Below are 13,014 nucleotides of genomic sequence, written 5' to 3' on the forward strand. Positions count from 1 at the left end.
GAGGATATGTGACAACAGCAAAACAAGAAACCCCACCACCCCGCCCTTCGGGCGCGGTCCCCCTCCCCGGCACAGCCGGGGAGGTTCAAGAAAAAACCAGTTTTATACCTCCCCAACTTGTTGGTGAGGGGGACCATGAGCGTAGCGAAACGAAGTTCGCGGAGCAAATGGTGGTGGGGCATCTTGCCTAAAGCGCCAGACTCAATTGCTCGACCCCGGTTGGTTCGCGTTCGCCCAGCGACGACAGAGTCACCCCCAGCAAACGTATGCCCTTCGCCACCGGGAACACGCCCTCCAGCAACGCCCGCACATACCCTGTCAGTTCGGTCTTGCTCGTCACGGGCACAAGTCCCGACCGGCTGCGGGTAATGATGCGAAAATCGGAAAACTTGACCTTGAGTGTGACCGTCCGTCCCTTGATCTCATTGGCCTCGACATAGTGCCACACCTTGTCGATCAACGGTTGCAGAAAGCCCCACGCGGTATCGAAATCAGTGGTATCAGTGAAGAAGGTATTCTCCGCACCGATCGACTTGCGCTCGCGGTCCGGCCTGACCTGGCGGTGATCGATGCCGCGCGAAATGCCGTAGTAATATCGCCCGGAGACGCCAAAATGCTGCTCCAGGAAATCAAGCGTCTGGTTGCGGATATCCTCGCCCGTATAGAGCCCCAGCCGGTTCATTTTCGCTGCCGTGGCCGGGCCGATGCCATGGAACTTTTTCACCGGCAGCGAGGCAGCGAACACCGGCCCCATCGCGGGCTTGATGACGAACAGGCCGTTCGGCTTGTTCTGGTCCGATGCCAGCTTGGCGAGGAACTTGTTATAGGAGACCCCGGCCGAGGCGGTCAGTTGCGTCGTTTCCCAGATGCGCGCCCGTATTTCCTCGGCGATTTCAGTGGCTGAGGCCATTCCCTTGCGGTTTTCGGTGACATCAAGATAGGCTTCATCGAGCGACAGCGGCTCGACCAACGGCGTATAGTCCTCGAAAATGTCGCGGATCTGGCGCGAGACCTGCTTGTAGACATCAAAGCGGTGGCGCACGAAAATCAGGTCCGGACATTTGCGTTTGGCGGTGATCGACGGCATGGCCGAATGGACGCCGAACTGGCGCGCCTCATAGCTCGCCGCCGCCACAACGCCGCGTTCAGAGCCGCCGCCCACAGCCACCGGCTTGCCGCGCAGCTCCGGATGATCGCGCTGTTCCACCGACGCGAAAAAGGCATCCATATCGATATGGATGATCTTTCTTTGCGTAGAGGGATGTTCGCCGTCCAATTTGGTTACTCAAGGTCGAAACCACGAATGAACACGAATAGACACGAATGCGTCTTCGGCGCAAATCGCGGAAAATATCTCCAGGCCATTCCAGAATATTCGTGTCTATTCGTGTTCATTCGTGGTGTGTTAGAGGTCCGTCTTGACTCATGCCACAACACGAACATAAAGTGAACATGCAAAATACTGCCAGAAACAGGTTGCGCGCTTACGGCATAGTTTGGCACCACATCGGGCAAGACCTGTCAGGAGGAAAACGCACATGACCATCTATGTCGGTATCGGCGGCTGGACCTATGAAGACTGGCGCGGCCCCTTCTATCCCGAAGGCCTGGCGCAGAAGCGCGAGTTGGAATACGCTTCATCCAAACTGACCTCAATCGAGATCAACGGCACCTATTACGGCGCGCAGAAGCCCTCCTCCTTTCAGAAATGGCGCGCCGAGACGCCCGATGGCTTCATCTTTTCCGTCAAGGGCACGCGCTATGCCACCAACCGCAAGAACCTCGCTGAATCAAAGGACTCGGTGGAGCGTTTCCTCAGCTCCGGCATCACCGAACTGAAGGAAAAGCTGGGGCCGATCAACTGGCAGTTCATGGCCACGAAAAAATTCGATCCGGCTGATTTCGAGCATTTCTTCAAGCTGCTGCCGCCGGAGCAGGATGGCGTTCGCCTGCGCCACGCCGTCGAGGTCCGCCACCCCACTTTCCAGTGCAAGGAATTTGTCGACCTGGCACGGCATTATGGCGTGGCCATCATCACCGGCGCCGACAGCGATTTCCCGGTCATCGCCGACCTGACTGCCGATTTCGCCTATGTCCGCATCATGGGCACCACCGACCAGCATGAAAAAGGCTATAGCGAACAGGCGCTCGATGAATGGGCCTATCGCGCCCGCACCCTCGCCGAAGGGCAGGTGCCCGGCGATCTGGCAACCTATGGCGAGAAGCAGGCGCCTAAGCCGCACGACGTCTTCCTGTATGTTATCAGCGGCCATAAGGTGCTGAATCCCGCGGCCGCCATGGCCCTCATCGAGAGACTGAAATAGATGAAAAAGACCGTATGGGGCGTGCTCAGCACGGCGAAGATCGGCGTCACCAAGGTGATCCCGGCGCTGATGCAGAGCGAGCTGATCCGCGTAAAGGCCATTGCCTCGCGTGACGGCTCGGCCGCTAAAAATGCCGCCGAAAAGCTTGGGCTGGAAGCCGCCTATGGCAGTTACGAAGACCTGCTGGCCGATCCCGACATCGAGGTCATCTACAACCCCCTGCCCAACCACCTGCATGTGCCGATGACCCTGGCGGCGGCCCGCGCCGGCAAGCACGTCCTGTGCGAAAAGCCGATGGCGCTCAATGCCGCCGAGATCGACCAACTGGCCGAGGTGAGCCACAAGGTTCATATCATGGAAGCCTTCATGGTGCGCCACAGCCTGCAATGGCTGGAAGCGCGCCGGCTGATCCGCGAAGGCGCGATTGGCGCGCCGAAAATCATCCAGTCATGGTTCAACTACAACAACATGGACGCCAACAATATCCGCAACAAGGTCGAGTGGGGCGGCGGCGGGTTGATGGATATCGGTTGTTATCCGATCGTCGCCGGGCGTTTTTTCTTCGAGGCCGAGCCGGTGCGCGTCATGGCCCTGATCAGCCGCGACAAAAATTTCGGCACCGATACCATCACCTCCGGCCTGCTGGATTTCGCGGATGGCCGGCAACTTACCTTCGCTGTCTCCACTGCGCTCACTCCTGGCCAGGCGGTTACCATCATGGGCGACAAGGCCCGCCTGTCGCTGTCCATTCCCTTCAACCAGCCACCCGACAAGCCCCAGATCATCACAATCGATGACGGCCAAAGCTTCAATGGTGCCACTGCCGTGACGCACACCCTGCAACCGTCGAACCAGTATACCCTGATGGGCGAAGCCTTCACACGCGCTGTCACCGGCGCGGCGCCTCTGCCCTATAGCATCGAGGACGCCCGCATCAATATGCGCATCATCGATGCCCTGTTCCGTTCGGAGACCTCCGGGCATTGGGAAACCATTGTCGGTTAGGGCGTGGAGCGTCATTCAACGCTGTATCAGGCGCTGGGCGGCGGCACATAGACCGCCGCCTTAAAATCGACCTACGACTGAATAAAGGTTAGCAGGTCCGGATTGATGACATCAGCGTGGGTGGTACACATGCCGTGCGGAAAGCCTTCGTAGATTTTCAGTGTGCCGTGCTTGACCAGCTTGATAGCTTCGAGCGCTGCCGCCTTGTAAGGCACGATCTGGTCGTCATCACCGTGCATGATCAGCACCGGCACGTCGATGGCCTTCAGGTCAGCGCTCAGATCGGTTTCGGAAAAGGCCTTGATGCCTTCATAGTGCGCTTTGGCACTGCCCATCATGCCCTGACGCCACCAGTTGTCGATCACGCCGTCGATCGGTTTGGCGCCATCGCGGTTAAAGCCATAGAAGGGAATGGGCAGATCCTTGTAAAACTGAGTGCGATTATTAGCCGTCTGCGCGCGCAGGCCGTCAAAAACATCGATCGGCAAGCCCAGCGGAAAGGCCTCGGTCTTCAGCATGATCGGCGTGACCGCGCTGATCAGCACGGCCTTGGAAACCCGGCCATTCCCGCCGAATTTCGCCACATAGCGCGCCACCTGGCCGCCACCGGTCGAGTGACCGATATGGACAGTGTTCTTCAGGTCGAGATGTTCGACCACCGCATTGGCATCGGCGGCATAATGATCCATGTCGTGACCGTCGCTGACCTGCGAAGACCGGCCGTGACCGCGGCGGTCATGCGCCACGACCCGGAAACCCTTGCCGAGGAAATACAGCATCTGGGTGTCCCAATCGTCCGACGACAGGGGCCAGCCGTGATGGAACATGATGACGGGCGCCTCTTTCGGCCCCCAGTCCTTGACATATATCTCGGCGCCATCGGATGTGGTGACAAAATGGCTGCTGGTCATTGGCGACTCCTGTGAGCATCTGGGGTTAAGGTCTGGCCTCGGTAATGCCGGCAGTATGTCATCTGGTTGCGACACTTTGATCTGCGCATTGGCACTGAAACCTGTCAGCGGCCGTTATCCGCGTCAAGCATCCATATTGCGACGCAACATTTTCGCCGTTCAAAATTTCGTGCTTAAAAAAATCATCGGCAGAGCCGTGAAATCTGCGCTAGGATCGGGCATGTCTGCTGCCGATGTCGTTATCCAGGTCAATCCCGCCGCCCGCGTGCAACTTCGCCATTATGGCGAAGAACGGAATCCGCTCATCGTCATAGACGACGTTCTGCTCAACCCGGAACAGTTGGTTGAAGCCGCCACACAAACCCCCTTCTCGGCGCCGGAGGCCACCTTCTATCCCGGTCTCAATGCGCCGCTGCCGCCGGCCTATCTTCAGACGCTGCTGCCGATCCTCCGCCCCAGCCTGATGCGCGCGTTCGGCATTGGTGACGGCCGGCTGCTCTCCCGCGCCTTCTTTGCCTTATCGACCCTGCGCGCCGAGGAAATGCAGCCTCTGCAAAAGATTCCGCATTATGACCAGCCAGATCCGCACTGCCTGGCCATGGTCCATTATCTCGGCCGTGACCAGGCCGGCGGCACCGGCTTTTTCCGGCATATACCCTCAGGCTTTGAATCGGTCGACCGTACCCGCCGCGAAGCCTATATGGCTCTGGTTGCCAGCGAACTGGACACCTTGGGTGACCGCCTGACCGGCTATACCGGGCCGGATACCCCCAATTACGAACTGCTGGAAACGGTGGCGCCGAAATTCAACCGCGTGGTGATTTATCGCAGTCATGTGCTGCATTGTGCCCTGTTCGACGGCGCCAGCCTGACCGATGATCCCCGCACCGGCCGCCTGACCGCCAACAGCTTTTTCACGCCGGTTCGCACAGGCTGATTCACGCAAGTGTGACGGACCACTTATTGCGCCGCACCGTGAACCATACTGAATCTTTACAGCCGAACCGCCACTGTCAGTCAGAAGCGAGGTAATATCAGCCCCGCCGCCTTCATCCATCGACGCCCGCAAAGGTTCTTTCAGACGGTTTATCTGTGACTTTTCCGCTGGGCGCCTTCCATCTTCGCGGAGCCCGGACATGCTGCAAGCCAACAGTTTCGAAATTGCCCATGATGCCGAAGTTGAAACGGAAGGTTTGCCGCAAAGCATCGCCGCGACGCTGAATGACAGCATATCGGGCAAGGCGGTTATTCTGTCGAAGGCCGCGATTATCGGCAATTTCCCGCCGCGCCAGTGCGGCCTGGCCACCTTTACCCGTGATATGTATGCCTGCCTGAGCAAGGCACTGCCGAATACCGACTGGGACGTTATCGCCATGAACGATCCCGGTGCGACCTACGATTATCCGCTCGAAGTCACGCACCAGATTCCGCAGGATGACATCGCCGCCTACCGCGATCTCGCCGAAACGCTCAATGCAGATGGCACGCAGGTGCTTTTCGTGCAGCATGAATTCGGCATCTATGGCGGCCCGTCCGGCGCCCACTTGATCGAATGCCTGGAGCGCGTCAATTTCCCGATCGTCACTACCCTGCACACGATCCTGGAAACGCCGAATGACGAGCAGAAGCGGGTCATGCAGGCGCTGATCCGCCTGTCCTCGACCCTTGTCACCATGGCGCAGAAGGGAGCCGACATCCTCCAGCGCGTCTATGGCGTCAAGCCTGAGCAGATCAGCATCGTACCGCACGGCGCGCCGTCACGGCCCTTGCGCGATACCGCCGAATTCAAGCCGCATCTGCATCTGGCCGGCAAGAAGACCCTGACCACTTTCGGCCTGTTGTCGCCCAACAAGGGTATTGAAACGGTCATCGCCGCCCTGCCGGACATCCGCAAGACCTGCCCCGACGTGGTTTATCTCGTTATCGGCGCTACTCACCCGCACCTCGTGCGGCACGAAGGCGAAAAATACCGCGACAGCCTGAAAGCCATGGCGCATGAGCTGGGGGTTGAAGACAATATCCGCTTCATCAACCGCTTTATCAGCGACAATGACCTGATCGATATTCTTCAGGCGACGGATGTCTATGTTACGCCCTACCTGACCGAGACCCAGATCACTTCCGGCACCCTGTCCTATGCCCTGGCGCTCGGCCGGCCGACGGTTTCGACACCCTACTGGCATGCGACGGAAGCCCTGGCCAATGGGGTCGGCATCCTGTGCGATTTCCATGACACCCGGGCGTTCGCGGAAGCGATAACCAAATTGCTGGCTTCCGACGAGGTCCGGGCCGACATGTCGATGCGTGCCTATATGGCCGCGCAGCCCTCGCGCTGGTCCGCCGTCGCCGGCGCCTATGTCGCCCGCGCCACCGACGATGTGGCCCATTATGAAGCGCCGAAGCGCCACACCGCCGCCCTGCCGGCACCGCCATCCTGGGCCGCCATCGAACGCATGACCGATGACTGCGGCATTTTCCAGCATGGCAAGTACCGTCTGCCGGATCGCCAGCATGGCTACTGTGCCGATGACAATGCCCGCGCGCTTTCCCTGGTGGCCCGGCAGTCGCGCCTGACGCCCCTGACGGCCGAACAGGTCTCGCTGGCCTATCGTTATGCCGCCTTCCTGAACCATGCCTGGAATGGCGACAGTTTCCGCAATTTCATGTCCTATGGCCGCGACTGGCTCGATGACGGCGGCTTCGACGACTGCAATGCCCGCTCCTGCGAGGCCCTGGTCGATGTCGCGCGCTCCGGCCTGCCGGAAGACCTGAGGCGGTGGGCCTGCGATCTCGGCACCCAGATCCTGCCAAAGGTCGAAAGCTGGACCAGCCTGCGGTCACGCGCCGTCATGATCAAGTCTCTGGTGCGCGCTTTCGGAGTCTTCGGCGACGGCCAGGAAATGCAGGTGCTGGTCCGGTATTTCACGCGCGACCTGCACCAGCGCTTCAAGGCTCATGCGCGCCCCGGACACGAGTGGTTCGAGCCCGACCTGGCCTATGACAATGCCCGCATCAGCGAAGGCTTGATCCTGGGCGGCGCCTTCTTGGCCGAACCGGATATGGTCGAAGACGGCCTGACCGCGCAAAAATGGCTGATGAAGAAACAGGTCAGAAATGGCGTCTTCGTGCCGATCCCCAATTCCAAGTTCTCCGACGACGGCCCGGATCATCCGCTCTACGACCAGCAACCGCTGGAGGTGCTGGCCACGATCGACGCCGCTTTAAGCGCCTGGCGCATCACCGGCGACCATTCGTGGCGGGAAGAAGCGCTGCGTGCCTTCGCCTGGTTCCATGGCGAAAATACCGCCGGCCTGTCGCTGCTCGATGGGGAAGGTGGCTGCTATGACGGCCTCAATCCCAACGGCCTCAATCTCAACCAGGGCGCGGAATCGATTCTGTCTTATCCCATGAGCTGGGCGGCCCTGAAGGCTGACCTGTAGTCAGCGAAACAGAGGTTTCACAAGTTAGGCGGGTCGTGCAGGCGACCCGTCATCTGCGTTGCTTAAACTGCCCATCTGAGGGGTTACCAAATGACCGACATGCTGATCAGCCCGACAATGCTGCGCTCCAATCCGGACCGCGTCGTCATCCTGCCGTTTTCGATTTCCGTGAACCCGCGAGACAGCGCCATGGGGGCGATGTCACGCGTCACCCGCATCTGCAATGCGATCTCGGCCATGTCGCCCGATACGGTCAGGGAGGAGCTGGAGATCGTCAACCGCGACTTTACCGGCCGGCACTGGCAAACGCGCGGTATCTTCCTCGATCGCTTCAAGGCCATGCAGGCCATGCAGGGCGGAATGGAACACCTGGACGAGGACCACATGGCCCTGATCGGCGCCTATTTCTGCCATGAATACAGCTACCAGGCGGCCGCGGTCATGAACCCCAGCGTGGTGGTGCATCCTGACCAGAGCAATTCTAATGGCGGCACCAATTTCATCATGTCGACGCGCACGGTCGGCGAAGGCCACATCTCGACCATCTCATTCCGCGAAGGCACCTTCTATAAGGACGGCACGATGGAACTGAAGCCGGAAGCCGATTTCGCCGTCGCCGCCAAGCCTCTTGGCAATGCACCGCTCGATGGCGCCATCACCGTCCATGGCCATCAGGCGTGCCCGATTTCCGAAACCGTGCTGTTTCCGGTGACACGCTCGCAGACCAACGGCCTGGAAGACCTGCGCATGGTCAAGTTCATCGATGAAAACGGCGCCGCCGCCATCATGGGCACCTATACGGCCTATAACGGCCGTGAAATTGCCTGCGAATGCTTTGAGACCTCCGATTTCCGCTCGTTCCGCCTGACGCCGTTTCGCGGCGCCGCCTCGCAGCACAAGGGACTGGGCTTCTTTCCGCGCAAGATCAACGGCCGCTGGGCGGCGGTCGGCCGGCTCGATCACGAGAGCATCTTTTATCTTGAGAGCGACGATAAATACACCTGGAACAATGGCGACAAGATCCTGGGGCCGGAGGCGCCGTGGGAACTGATCCAGATGGGGAACTGCGGTTCGCCGATCGAGCTGGACGAAGGCTGGCTGGTGCTGACCCACGGCGTCGGACCGGTACGGCGCTATTCACTTGGCGCTGCCCTGCTGGATAAGAACGATCCGCGTGTTGTCCTCGCGCGCTCAAAGGAACCGCTGTTGTCGCCTTCCGAAGACAATCGTGAAGGATATGTGCCCAACGTCATCTATACCTGCGGCGCCCTGCGCTGCGGCGAATGGATCTTCATGCCTTATGGCGTGGCCGATTCTTCGATCCACTTCGCCTCGATCAAGATAAAGGATCTGCTGGCGCACCTGGGCTATGATGCCGCCGCACAGAGGGATGCCGCCGAATAAGTATAAAAAAGACCTCTTACCGAGCCGGAAGAGGTCTTTTCAGATCATACCATCTGGGCTCAGGAGCCCATGTGGTGCTTTTCCTTCTGCGTGCCGGGGACCGTCGTCTTCGGTGTCTTGCCGTTTTCAACGCGGCCTTCATTGCGCAACTGGCGGCCCTTGTCGGCCATTTTGGCGTCGCCCAGGGCTTCACCCAGTTCTTCTTCGGCGGCCCCCGTGGTTTCCTTGATGCTGGCTTTAACAGTCATGTGGCTTTCTCCTTTAAAATCAATGCCGCGGATATCCCCGCAGCCATCTTAATCCTAAGGTCTTGCCCGTAAAATTGATGCACCGGAGCGCCGGTTTACCGGTAAGAATGAGGTAAGTCGCTTTACGTCACGAAGCCCGTTTATGGCTTCTTTATTTATGGCCCTCCGCCTGCACATGGCTTCCTTAAAGCCCGGCCTTTAGTCTTCAATCATCACGTTCACATCCGCTTCTCTCAAGCCCTTCTCCGCCCCCCCAGCCCCTGGGTTTCAGACAAGCCTGATGTGAACGTGACCCCATTTCTTCCTCCCCGAAATATCTGTACCGCCGGGCTTTCCGGTTACCCTCAGTCAGGAGATTACCCCATGCTGTCTTCCGCCACCAAGGCCGCCGCAAATGTCACCAAGAGCCTGGCCGAACATGACATCCGCAGCAGCGCCCGCGAAGCCTCGGACAATGCCCGCGAGGCCGTCCGCGACCTGAATGACCGCAGCCACGATATCCTCCACGATGTCAGCGGCTATGCCAACGAAGCCGGTCAGAAGGTCCGCGGCCTGTTCGACCGCACGCTTGACGGCAGCAAGAATGCGACGCACCGCATCGAAACCGAGATCAAGACCAATCCGGTCCGCTCGTCCGCCATCGCGCTTGGCGCCGGCTTTATTCTGGGCGCCCTGCTAACCCGCCGTTAAGACGTCTCATATTCAGGCGCTGGCGGCTTCAGGAGACACGTCGAAATCATGTTCTGGGTCACGCGAATTCTCGAGCTTTTGTCGGCCACGAAGAAGCTCAACGACTCGAAGACCCATGTCATGAGCGCCGTGTCCAACCTGATGCTGGCAGCGCTTCTGGGCCTGTTCGGCATATTTCTGTCTGCCCTCATGATCGCCGGCCTGCTGTATCTGATCTATCTTCAGATTGTGGCGGCCGGCCTCAGTGTTACGGCGGCCGCGCTGTCCACGACCGCCCTGGCGCTTGTCATTCTGGCGGTGGCCGGTTGGGGCGCCGCCAAGCTTTTCGGCCGGGTGCGCATCGAGGTCGAGCAGATTTTTCACAGCCAGGCCCCGATCGTCGCCCCCGTCATAAACAAGGTCGGCGATGTGGCGGGCGCTTTCCTGTCCGGCCTGCGCACCTCGCGCAACAAGCCGGGCAAGCCCCCGAAATCCAGGCTGCGCTGACGATTTTTGGCCTTTGTCCGCGCAAATCGTCCTTACCTCTTCTTTATATTATCCCCCTCCTCGCTTATTGCCCTATTACGCCTCGTGCATTAGCGTGATCACGAGAACAATTTGCGTATGTAAAAACCTCGGGTTTTATCAATCCCGGCAAGGGGTTGATTACTGCGCCGAAGGGGTTTTGGCCGAGCCTGATGAGAATGCCGTGGGGACTCAACGTCAAGCACCTGTACCTGGCATTTTTCAGCGTCATTTCGATCGCGCTGTGCGCCTTCAGCCTCGTCATCTATGACCAGTACCAGAAGTCGCAAAACCTGAATGATTACATGCGTTATGAGTACGAAAATATCCGGCGCACCAAGAACATATTGATGGATATTGTCGATATGGAAACGGGGGTGCGCGGATACGTTCTGACGGGCGACAAGACCTACCTGAAGCCCTATGAAATCGCCTCGGACCGCCTGCCCGGCGAGATCATGGCCCTGCGCCAGGCCACCTATTACGAATCCAATGCCTTTGCCGAAACCAACAGCCTGCTCGATCGCGTCGACAGCCTGCAAAAGCTGCTGGAATCGCAGATGAACTATATGCATGCGCATGGCCGCGGGCAGGTCAGCCAGAACGCCCTCAGCATACAGCGCGCCCAGATGGACGAGGTCGAGGCCATCATCGAGGCCAGCATCGCCCACCGCCTGGCCAGCGTGAAGACCCGCCGCGACCTGGTCGAACCGCGCAAGACCAACTTCTTCTATATCCTCGTCATCGGCACGATCCTCGGTGTCGGTATCGTTCTGTGCGGCACCATCCTGATCATCCGTCTGGAAAGCGAAAACGAAGACATCCGGGCGCTCAACGAAGGCGCAGAAGCCCGTTTCCGCTCCGTGATGAACGGCACCAATGATGGCGTCTTCGAGCTGAACTTCATCAACGAAACCATCTATATGTCCAAGGAATTCAAGGCCATGCTCGGCTACGGTGAAGACGAGCTGGATACGGACATGCACACCTTCAGCGCCCTGGTCCATCCGGATGACTTCGACGCCTACATGCAGGTGCGCCACGACTACATAATCAAGCAGACCCCCACCTACAACAACATCTTCCGCCTGAAACACAAGGACGGCACCTGGCGCTGGATGATGGCGCGCGGTGTCGGCGCCTGGGACAAGTTCGGTCAGATACGCACAATGATCGGCACCCATACCGACATCACCGAGCAGAAAAACCGCGAGGAAGAACTGCGCCAGCTCAATAACGACATGGAAGCTTTCACCTATATCACCTCGCACGACATGCGCTCGCCCCTGGTCAATCTGAAGGGCTTTTCACATGAGCTGGCCCTGGCGGTGCAGGAGGTCGACGACCTGCTTGAACCGCAGCAGAAAAAGCTTGGCGCGGAGACCTGGGCGCGGCTGGAGCATATCCTGCGCAAGGATATCCCCGAGGCCCTGGGCTTCATCGGCAATGCCGTCGATCGCATGGATACCCTGACCACCGCCATTCTCGACCTGTCGCGCATCGGTAAGTTCGTCTACCGGGATGAACTGGTCGATGCCCAGGCCGTGTTCGACAAGTGCCTCGGTGCCCAGAGCTACGAGATCAGCAGCAAGGCGGTCGAGGTCAATGTCAAACCCCTGCCGAAGCTGATCACCGATCCGATCGCGCTCGAACAGGTCTTTTCCAACCTGCTCGATAATGCCGTCAAATATCTTAAACCCGGCGAACCGGGGCGTATCGAGATGTCGTGCCAGGAAACCAGCCGCGACTACATCTTCACCCTCCGCGATAATGGCCGGGGTATCGACGCCGAGGATTCCGACCGTGTTTTCAATATCTTCCGCCGCGCCCGCAATACCGGCGATGTGCGCGGCTTAGGCCTGGGCATGGCCTTCGTGAAGGCGACCCTGCGCAAGATGAACGGCGCCATCTGGTTTGAGTCCCAGTTGGGCGTCGGCACGGCCTTCCATGTCAGCCTGCCGAAGCGGATGCCCGTGACCGCCTCCAATGATCAGGCGGTAAAAGGTCCAGAAAAGGGAGAGGACGCGGCATGATCAGTACCTTTACCCAGCCCTTTTCAGTGGTCCTGATCGAGGACGACGAAGGCCACGCTAACCTGATCAACCGCAATCTCCAGCGCGCCGGCGTGCTCAACCCGATCACCCGCCTGCGTGATGGCCACGAGGCCCTGACCTATTTCTTCGGCAGCCAGGCCCATACCCAGCCACTCGACCGGACGGTTGTCGTGCTTGACCTCAACCTGCCCGATGTCGACGGGTTTGAAATCCTTGGCCGCCTCAAGACCGACGAAACCACCCGGCGCATTCCGGTCATCGTACTGACCACCACCGATAATCCGCGCGACATCGATCGCTGCTATGCGCTCGGCTGCAATGCCTTCATGACCAAACCGGTGGGCTATAACGATTTTTCCGAGGCTATACAGAAGCTTGGTCTTATGTTGACCATAGTTCGCGTCCCACATACCCGTCCCTGAGTGTGCCTGAAC

The 13,014-nt window shown here is 59.2% G+C and carries 12 protein-coding genes; 9 read left to right on the top strand and 3 right to left on the bottom strand.

Annotation, left to right across the window (positions count from 1 at the left end; genetic code table 11):
* Positions 1 to 187 precede the first annotated feature (187 nt).
* A complete protein-coding gene (dinB, locus tag ACTHND_RS13395) occupies positions 188 to 1,276 on the bottom strand; it encodes a DNA polymerase IV (protein ID WP_440178449.1) in 1,089 nt (362 codons plus the stop codon).
* 262 nt (positions 1,277 to 1,538) lie between these two features.
* Between dinB and ACTHND_RS13400 the strand changes: the two genes are divergently transcribed.
* Complete coding sequence (locus ACTHND_RS13400) at positions 1,539 to 2,324, top strand: DUF72 domain-containing protein (protein ID WP_440178450.1); 786 nt, start codon at positions 1,539 to 1,541, stop codon at positions 2,322 to 2,324.
* Positions 2,325 to 3,329, top strand: coding sequence for a Gfo/Idh/MocA family protein (locus ACTHND_RS13405; RefSeq protein ID WP_440178451.1), 1,005 nt, complete (start codon positions 2,325 to 2,327; stop codon positions 3,327 to 3,329).
* A 71-nt stretch (positions 3,330 to 3,400) separates the two neighbouring features.
* Here ACTHND_RS13405 and ACTHND_RS13410 read toward each other — a convergent pair whose 3' ends face one another.
* Positions 3,401 to 4,240, bottom strand: coding sequence for an alpha/beta fold hydrolase (locus tag ACTHND_RS13410; RefSeq protein WP_440178452.1), 840 nt, complete (start codon positions 4,238 to 4,240; stop codon positions 3,401 to 3,403).
* 220 nt (positions 4,241 to 4,460) lie between these two features.
* On the opposite strand from ACTHND_RS13410, the gene ACTHND_RS13415 reads away from it, so the two are divergent.
* From ACTHND_RS13415 to ACTHND_RS13425, 3 genes are all read left to right on the top strand, one after another.
* Complete coding sequence (locus tag ACTHND_RS13415) at positions 4,461 to 5,177, top strand: DUF6445 family protein (RefSeq protein WP_440178454.1); 717 nt, start codon at positions 4,461 to 4,463, stop codon at positions 5,175 to 5,177.
* A gap of 199 nt (positions 5,178 to 5,376) precedes the next feature.
* A complete protein-coding gene (locus tag ACTHND_RS13420; protein ID WP_440178455.1) occupies positions 5,377 to 7,680 on the top strand; it encodes a glycosyltransferase family 4 protein in 2,304 nt (767 codons plus the stop codon).
* A 90-nt stretch (positions 7,681 to 7,770) separates the two neighbouring features.
* A complete protein-coding gene (locus tag ACTHND_RS13425; RefSeq protein WP_440178456.1) occupies positions 7,771 to 9,084 on the top strand; it encodes a glycoside hydrolase family 130 protein in 1,314 nt (437 codons plus the stop codon).
* Positions 9,085 to 9,143: 59 nt separating this feature from the next.
* Here the strand turns inward: ACTHND_RS13425 and ACTHND_RS13430 are convergent, their stop codons facing one another.
* A complete protein-coding gene (locus ACTHND_RS13430; protein WP_090649577.1) occupies positions 9,144 to 9,332 on the bottom strand; it encodes a hypothetical protein in 189 nt (62 codons plus the stop codon).
* 363 nt (positions 9,333 to 9,695) lie between these two features.
* Here ACTHND_RS13430 and ACTHND_RS13435 point away from each other — a divergent pair, with 363 nt between their 5' ends.
* The 4 genes from ACTHND_RS13435 (at position 9,696) to ACTHND_RS13450 (ending at position 13,002) form a co-directional block, all read left to right on the top strand.
* The gene (locus ACTHND_RS13435) at positions 9,696 to 10,022 is read left to right on the top strand and encodes a DUF883 family protein (protein WP_440178457.1); all 327 of its coding nucleotides are present in this window, start codon (positions 9,696 to 9,698) and stop codon (positions 10,020 to 10,022) included.
* A 48-nt stretch (positions 10,023 to 10,070) separates the two neighbouring features.
* Positions 10,071 to 10,508, top strand: a complete 438-nt coding sequence (locus tag ACTHND_RS13440; protein WP_440178458.1) for a hypothetical protein — start codon at positions 10,071 to 10,073, stop codon at positions 10,506 to 10,508.
* 191 nt (positions 10,509 to 10,699) lie between these two features.
* On the top strand, positions 10,700 to 12,559 hold the full coding sequence (locus tag ACTHND_RS13445) for a sensor histidine kinase (protein WP_440178459.1): 1,860 nt from the start codon (positions 10,700 to 10,702) through the stop codon (positions 12,557 to 12,559).
* Positions 12,556 to 13,002: a response regulator gene (locus tag ACTHND_RS13450; RefSeq protein WP_303828653.1), complete on the top strand. Its 447-nt coding sequence runs from the start codon at positions 12,556 to 12,558 to the stop codon at positions 13,000 to 13,002. The genes ACTHND_RS13445 and ACTHND_RS13450 overlap by 4 nt, the downstream gene beginning before the upstream one ends.
* The last annotated feature ends 12 nt before the right edge of the window (positions 13,003 to 13,014 follow it).

The sequence above is a fragment of the Asticcacaulis sp. genome (assembly GCF_051954415.1).
In the GTDB taxonomy this organism is placed as follows: domain Bacteria; phylum Pseudomonadota; class Alphaproteobacteria; order Caulobacterales; family Caulobacteraceae; genus Asticcacaulis.

Excerpts from the sequence above, each read along its gene's own strand:
- ACTHND_RS13400 (WP_440178450.1), top strand. The coding sequence starts at position 1,539 with ATGACCATCTATGTCGGTATCGGCGGCTGGACCTATGAAGACTGGCGC.
- ACTHND_RS13445 (WP_440178459.1), top strand. The coding sequence starts at position 10,700 with ATGAGAATGCCGTGGGGACTCAACGTCAAGCACCTGTACCTGGCATTT.
- ACTHND_RS13430 (WP_090649577.1), bottom strand. The coding sequence starts at position 9,332 with ATGACTGTTAAAGCCAGCATCAAGGAAACCACGGGGGCCGCCGAAGAA.
- ACTHND_RS13440 (WP_440178458.1), top strand. The coding sequence starts at position 10,071 with ATGTTCTGGGTCACGCGAATTCTCGAGCTTTTGTCGGCCACGAAGAAG.
- ACTHND_RS13415 (WP_440178454.1), top strand. The coding sequence starts at position 4,461 with ATGTCTGCTGCCGATGTCGTTATCCAGGTCAATCCCGCCGCCCGCGTG.
- ACTHND_RS13435 (WP_440178457.1), top strand. The coding sequence starts at position 9,696 with ATGCTGTCTTCCGCCACCAAGGCCGCCGCAAATGTCACCAAGAGCCTG.
- ACTHND_RS13420 (WP_440178455.1), top strand. The coding sequence starts at position 5,377 with ATGCTGCAAGCCAACAGTTTCGAAATTGCCCATGATGCCGAAGTTGAA.
- ACTHND_RS13405 (WP_440178451.1), top strand. The coding sequence starts at position 2,325 with ATGAAAAAGACCGTATGGGGCGTGCTCAGCACGGCGAAGATCGGCGTC.
- ACTHND_RS13410 (WP_440178452.1), bottom strand. The coding sequence starts at position 4,240 with ATGACCAGCAGCCATTTTGTCACCACATCCGATGGCGCCGAGATATAT.
- ACTHND_RS13425 (WP_440178456.1), top strand. The coding sequence starts at position 7,771 with ATGACCGACATGCTGATCAGCCCGACAATGCTGCGCTCCAATCCGGAC.
- ACTHND_RS13450 (WP_303828653.1), top strand. The coding sequence starts at position 12,556 with ATGATCAGTACCTTTACCCAGCCCTTTTCAGTGGTCCTGATCGAGGAC.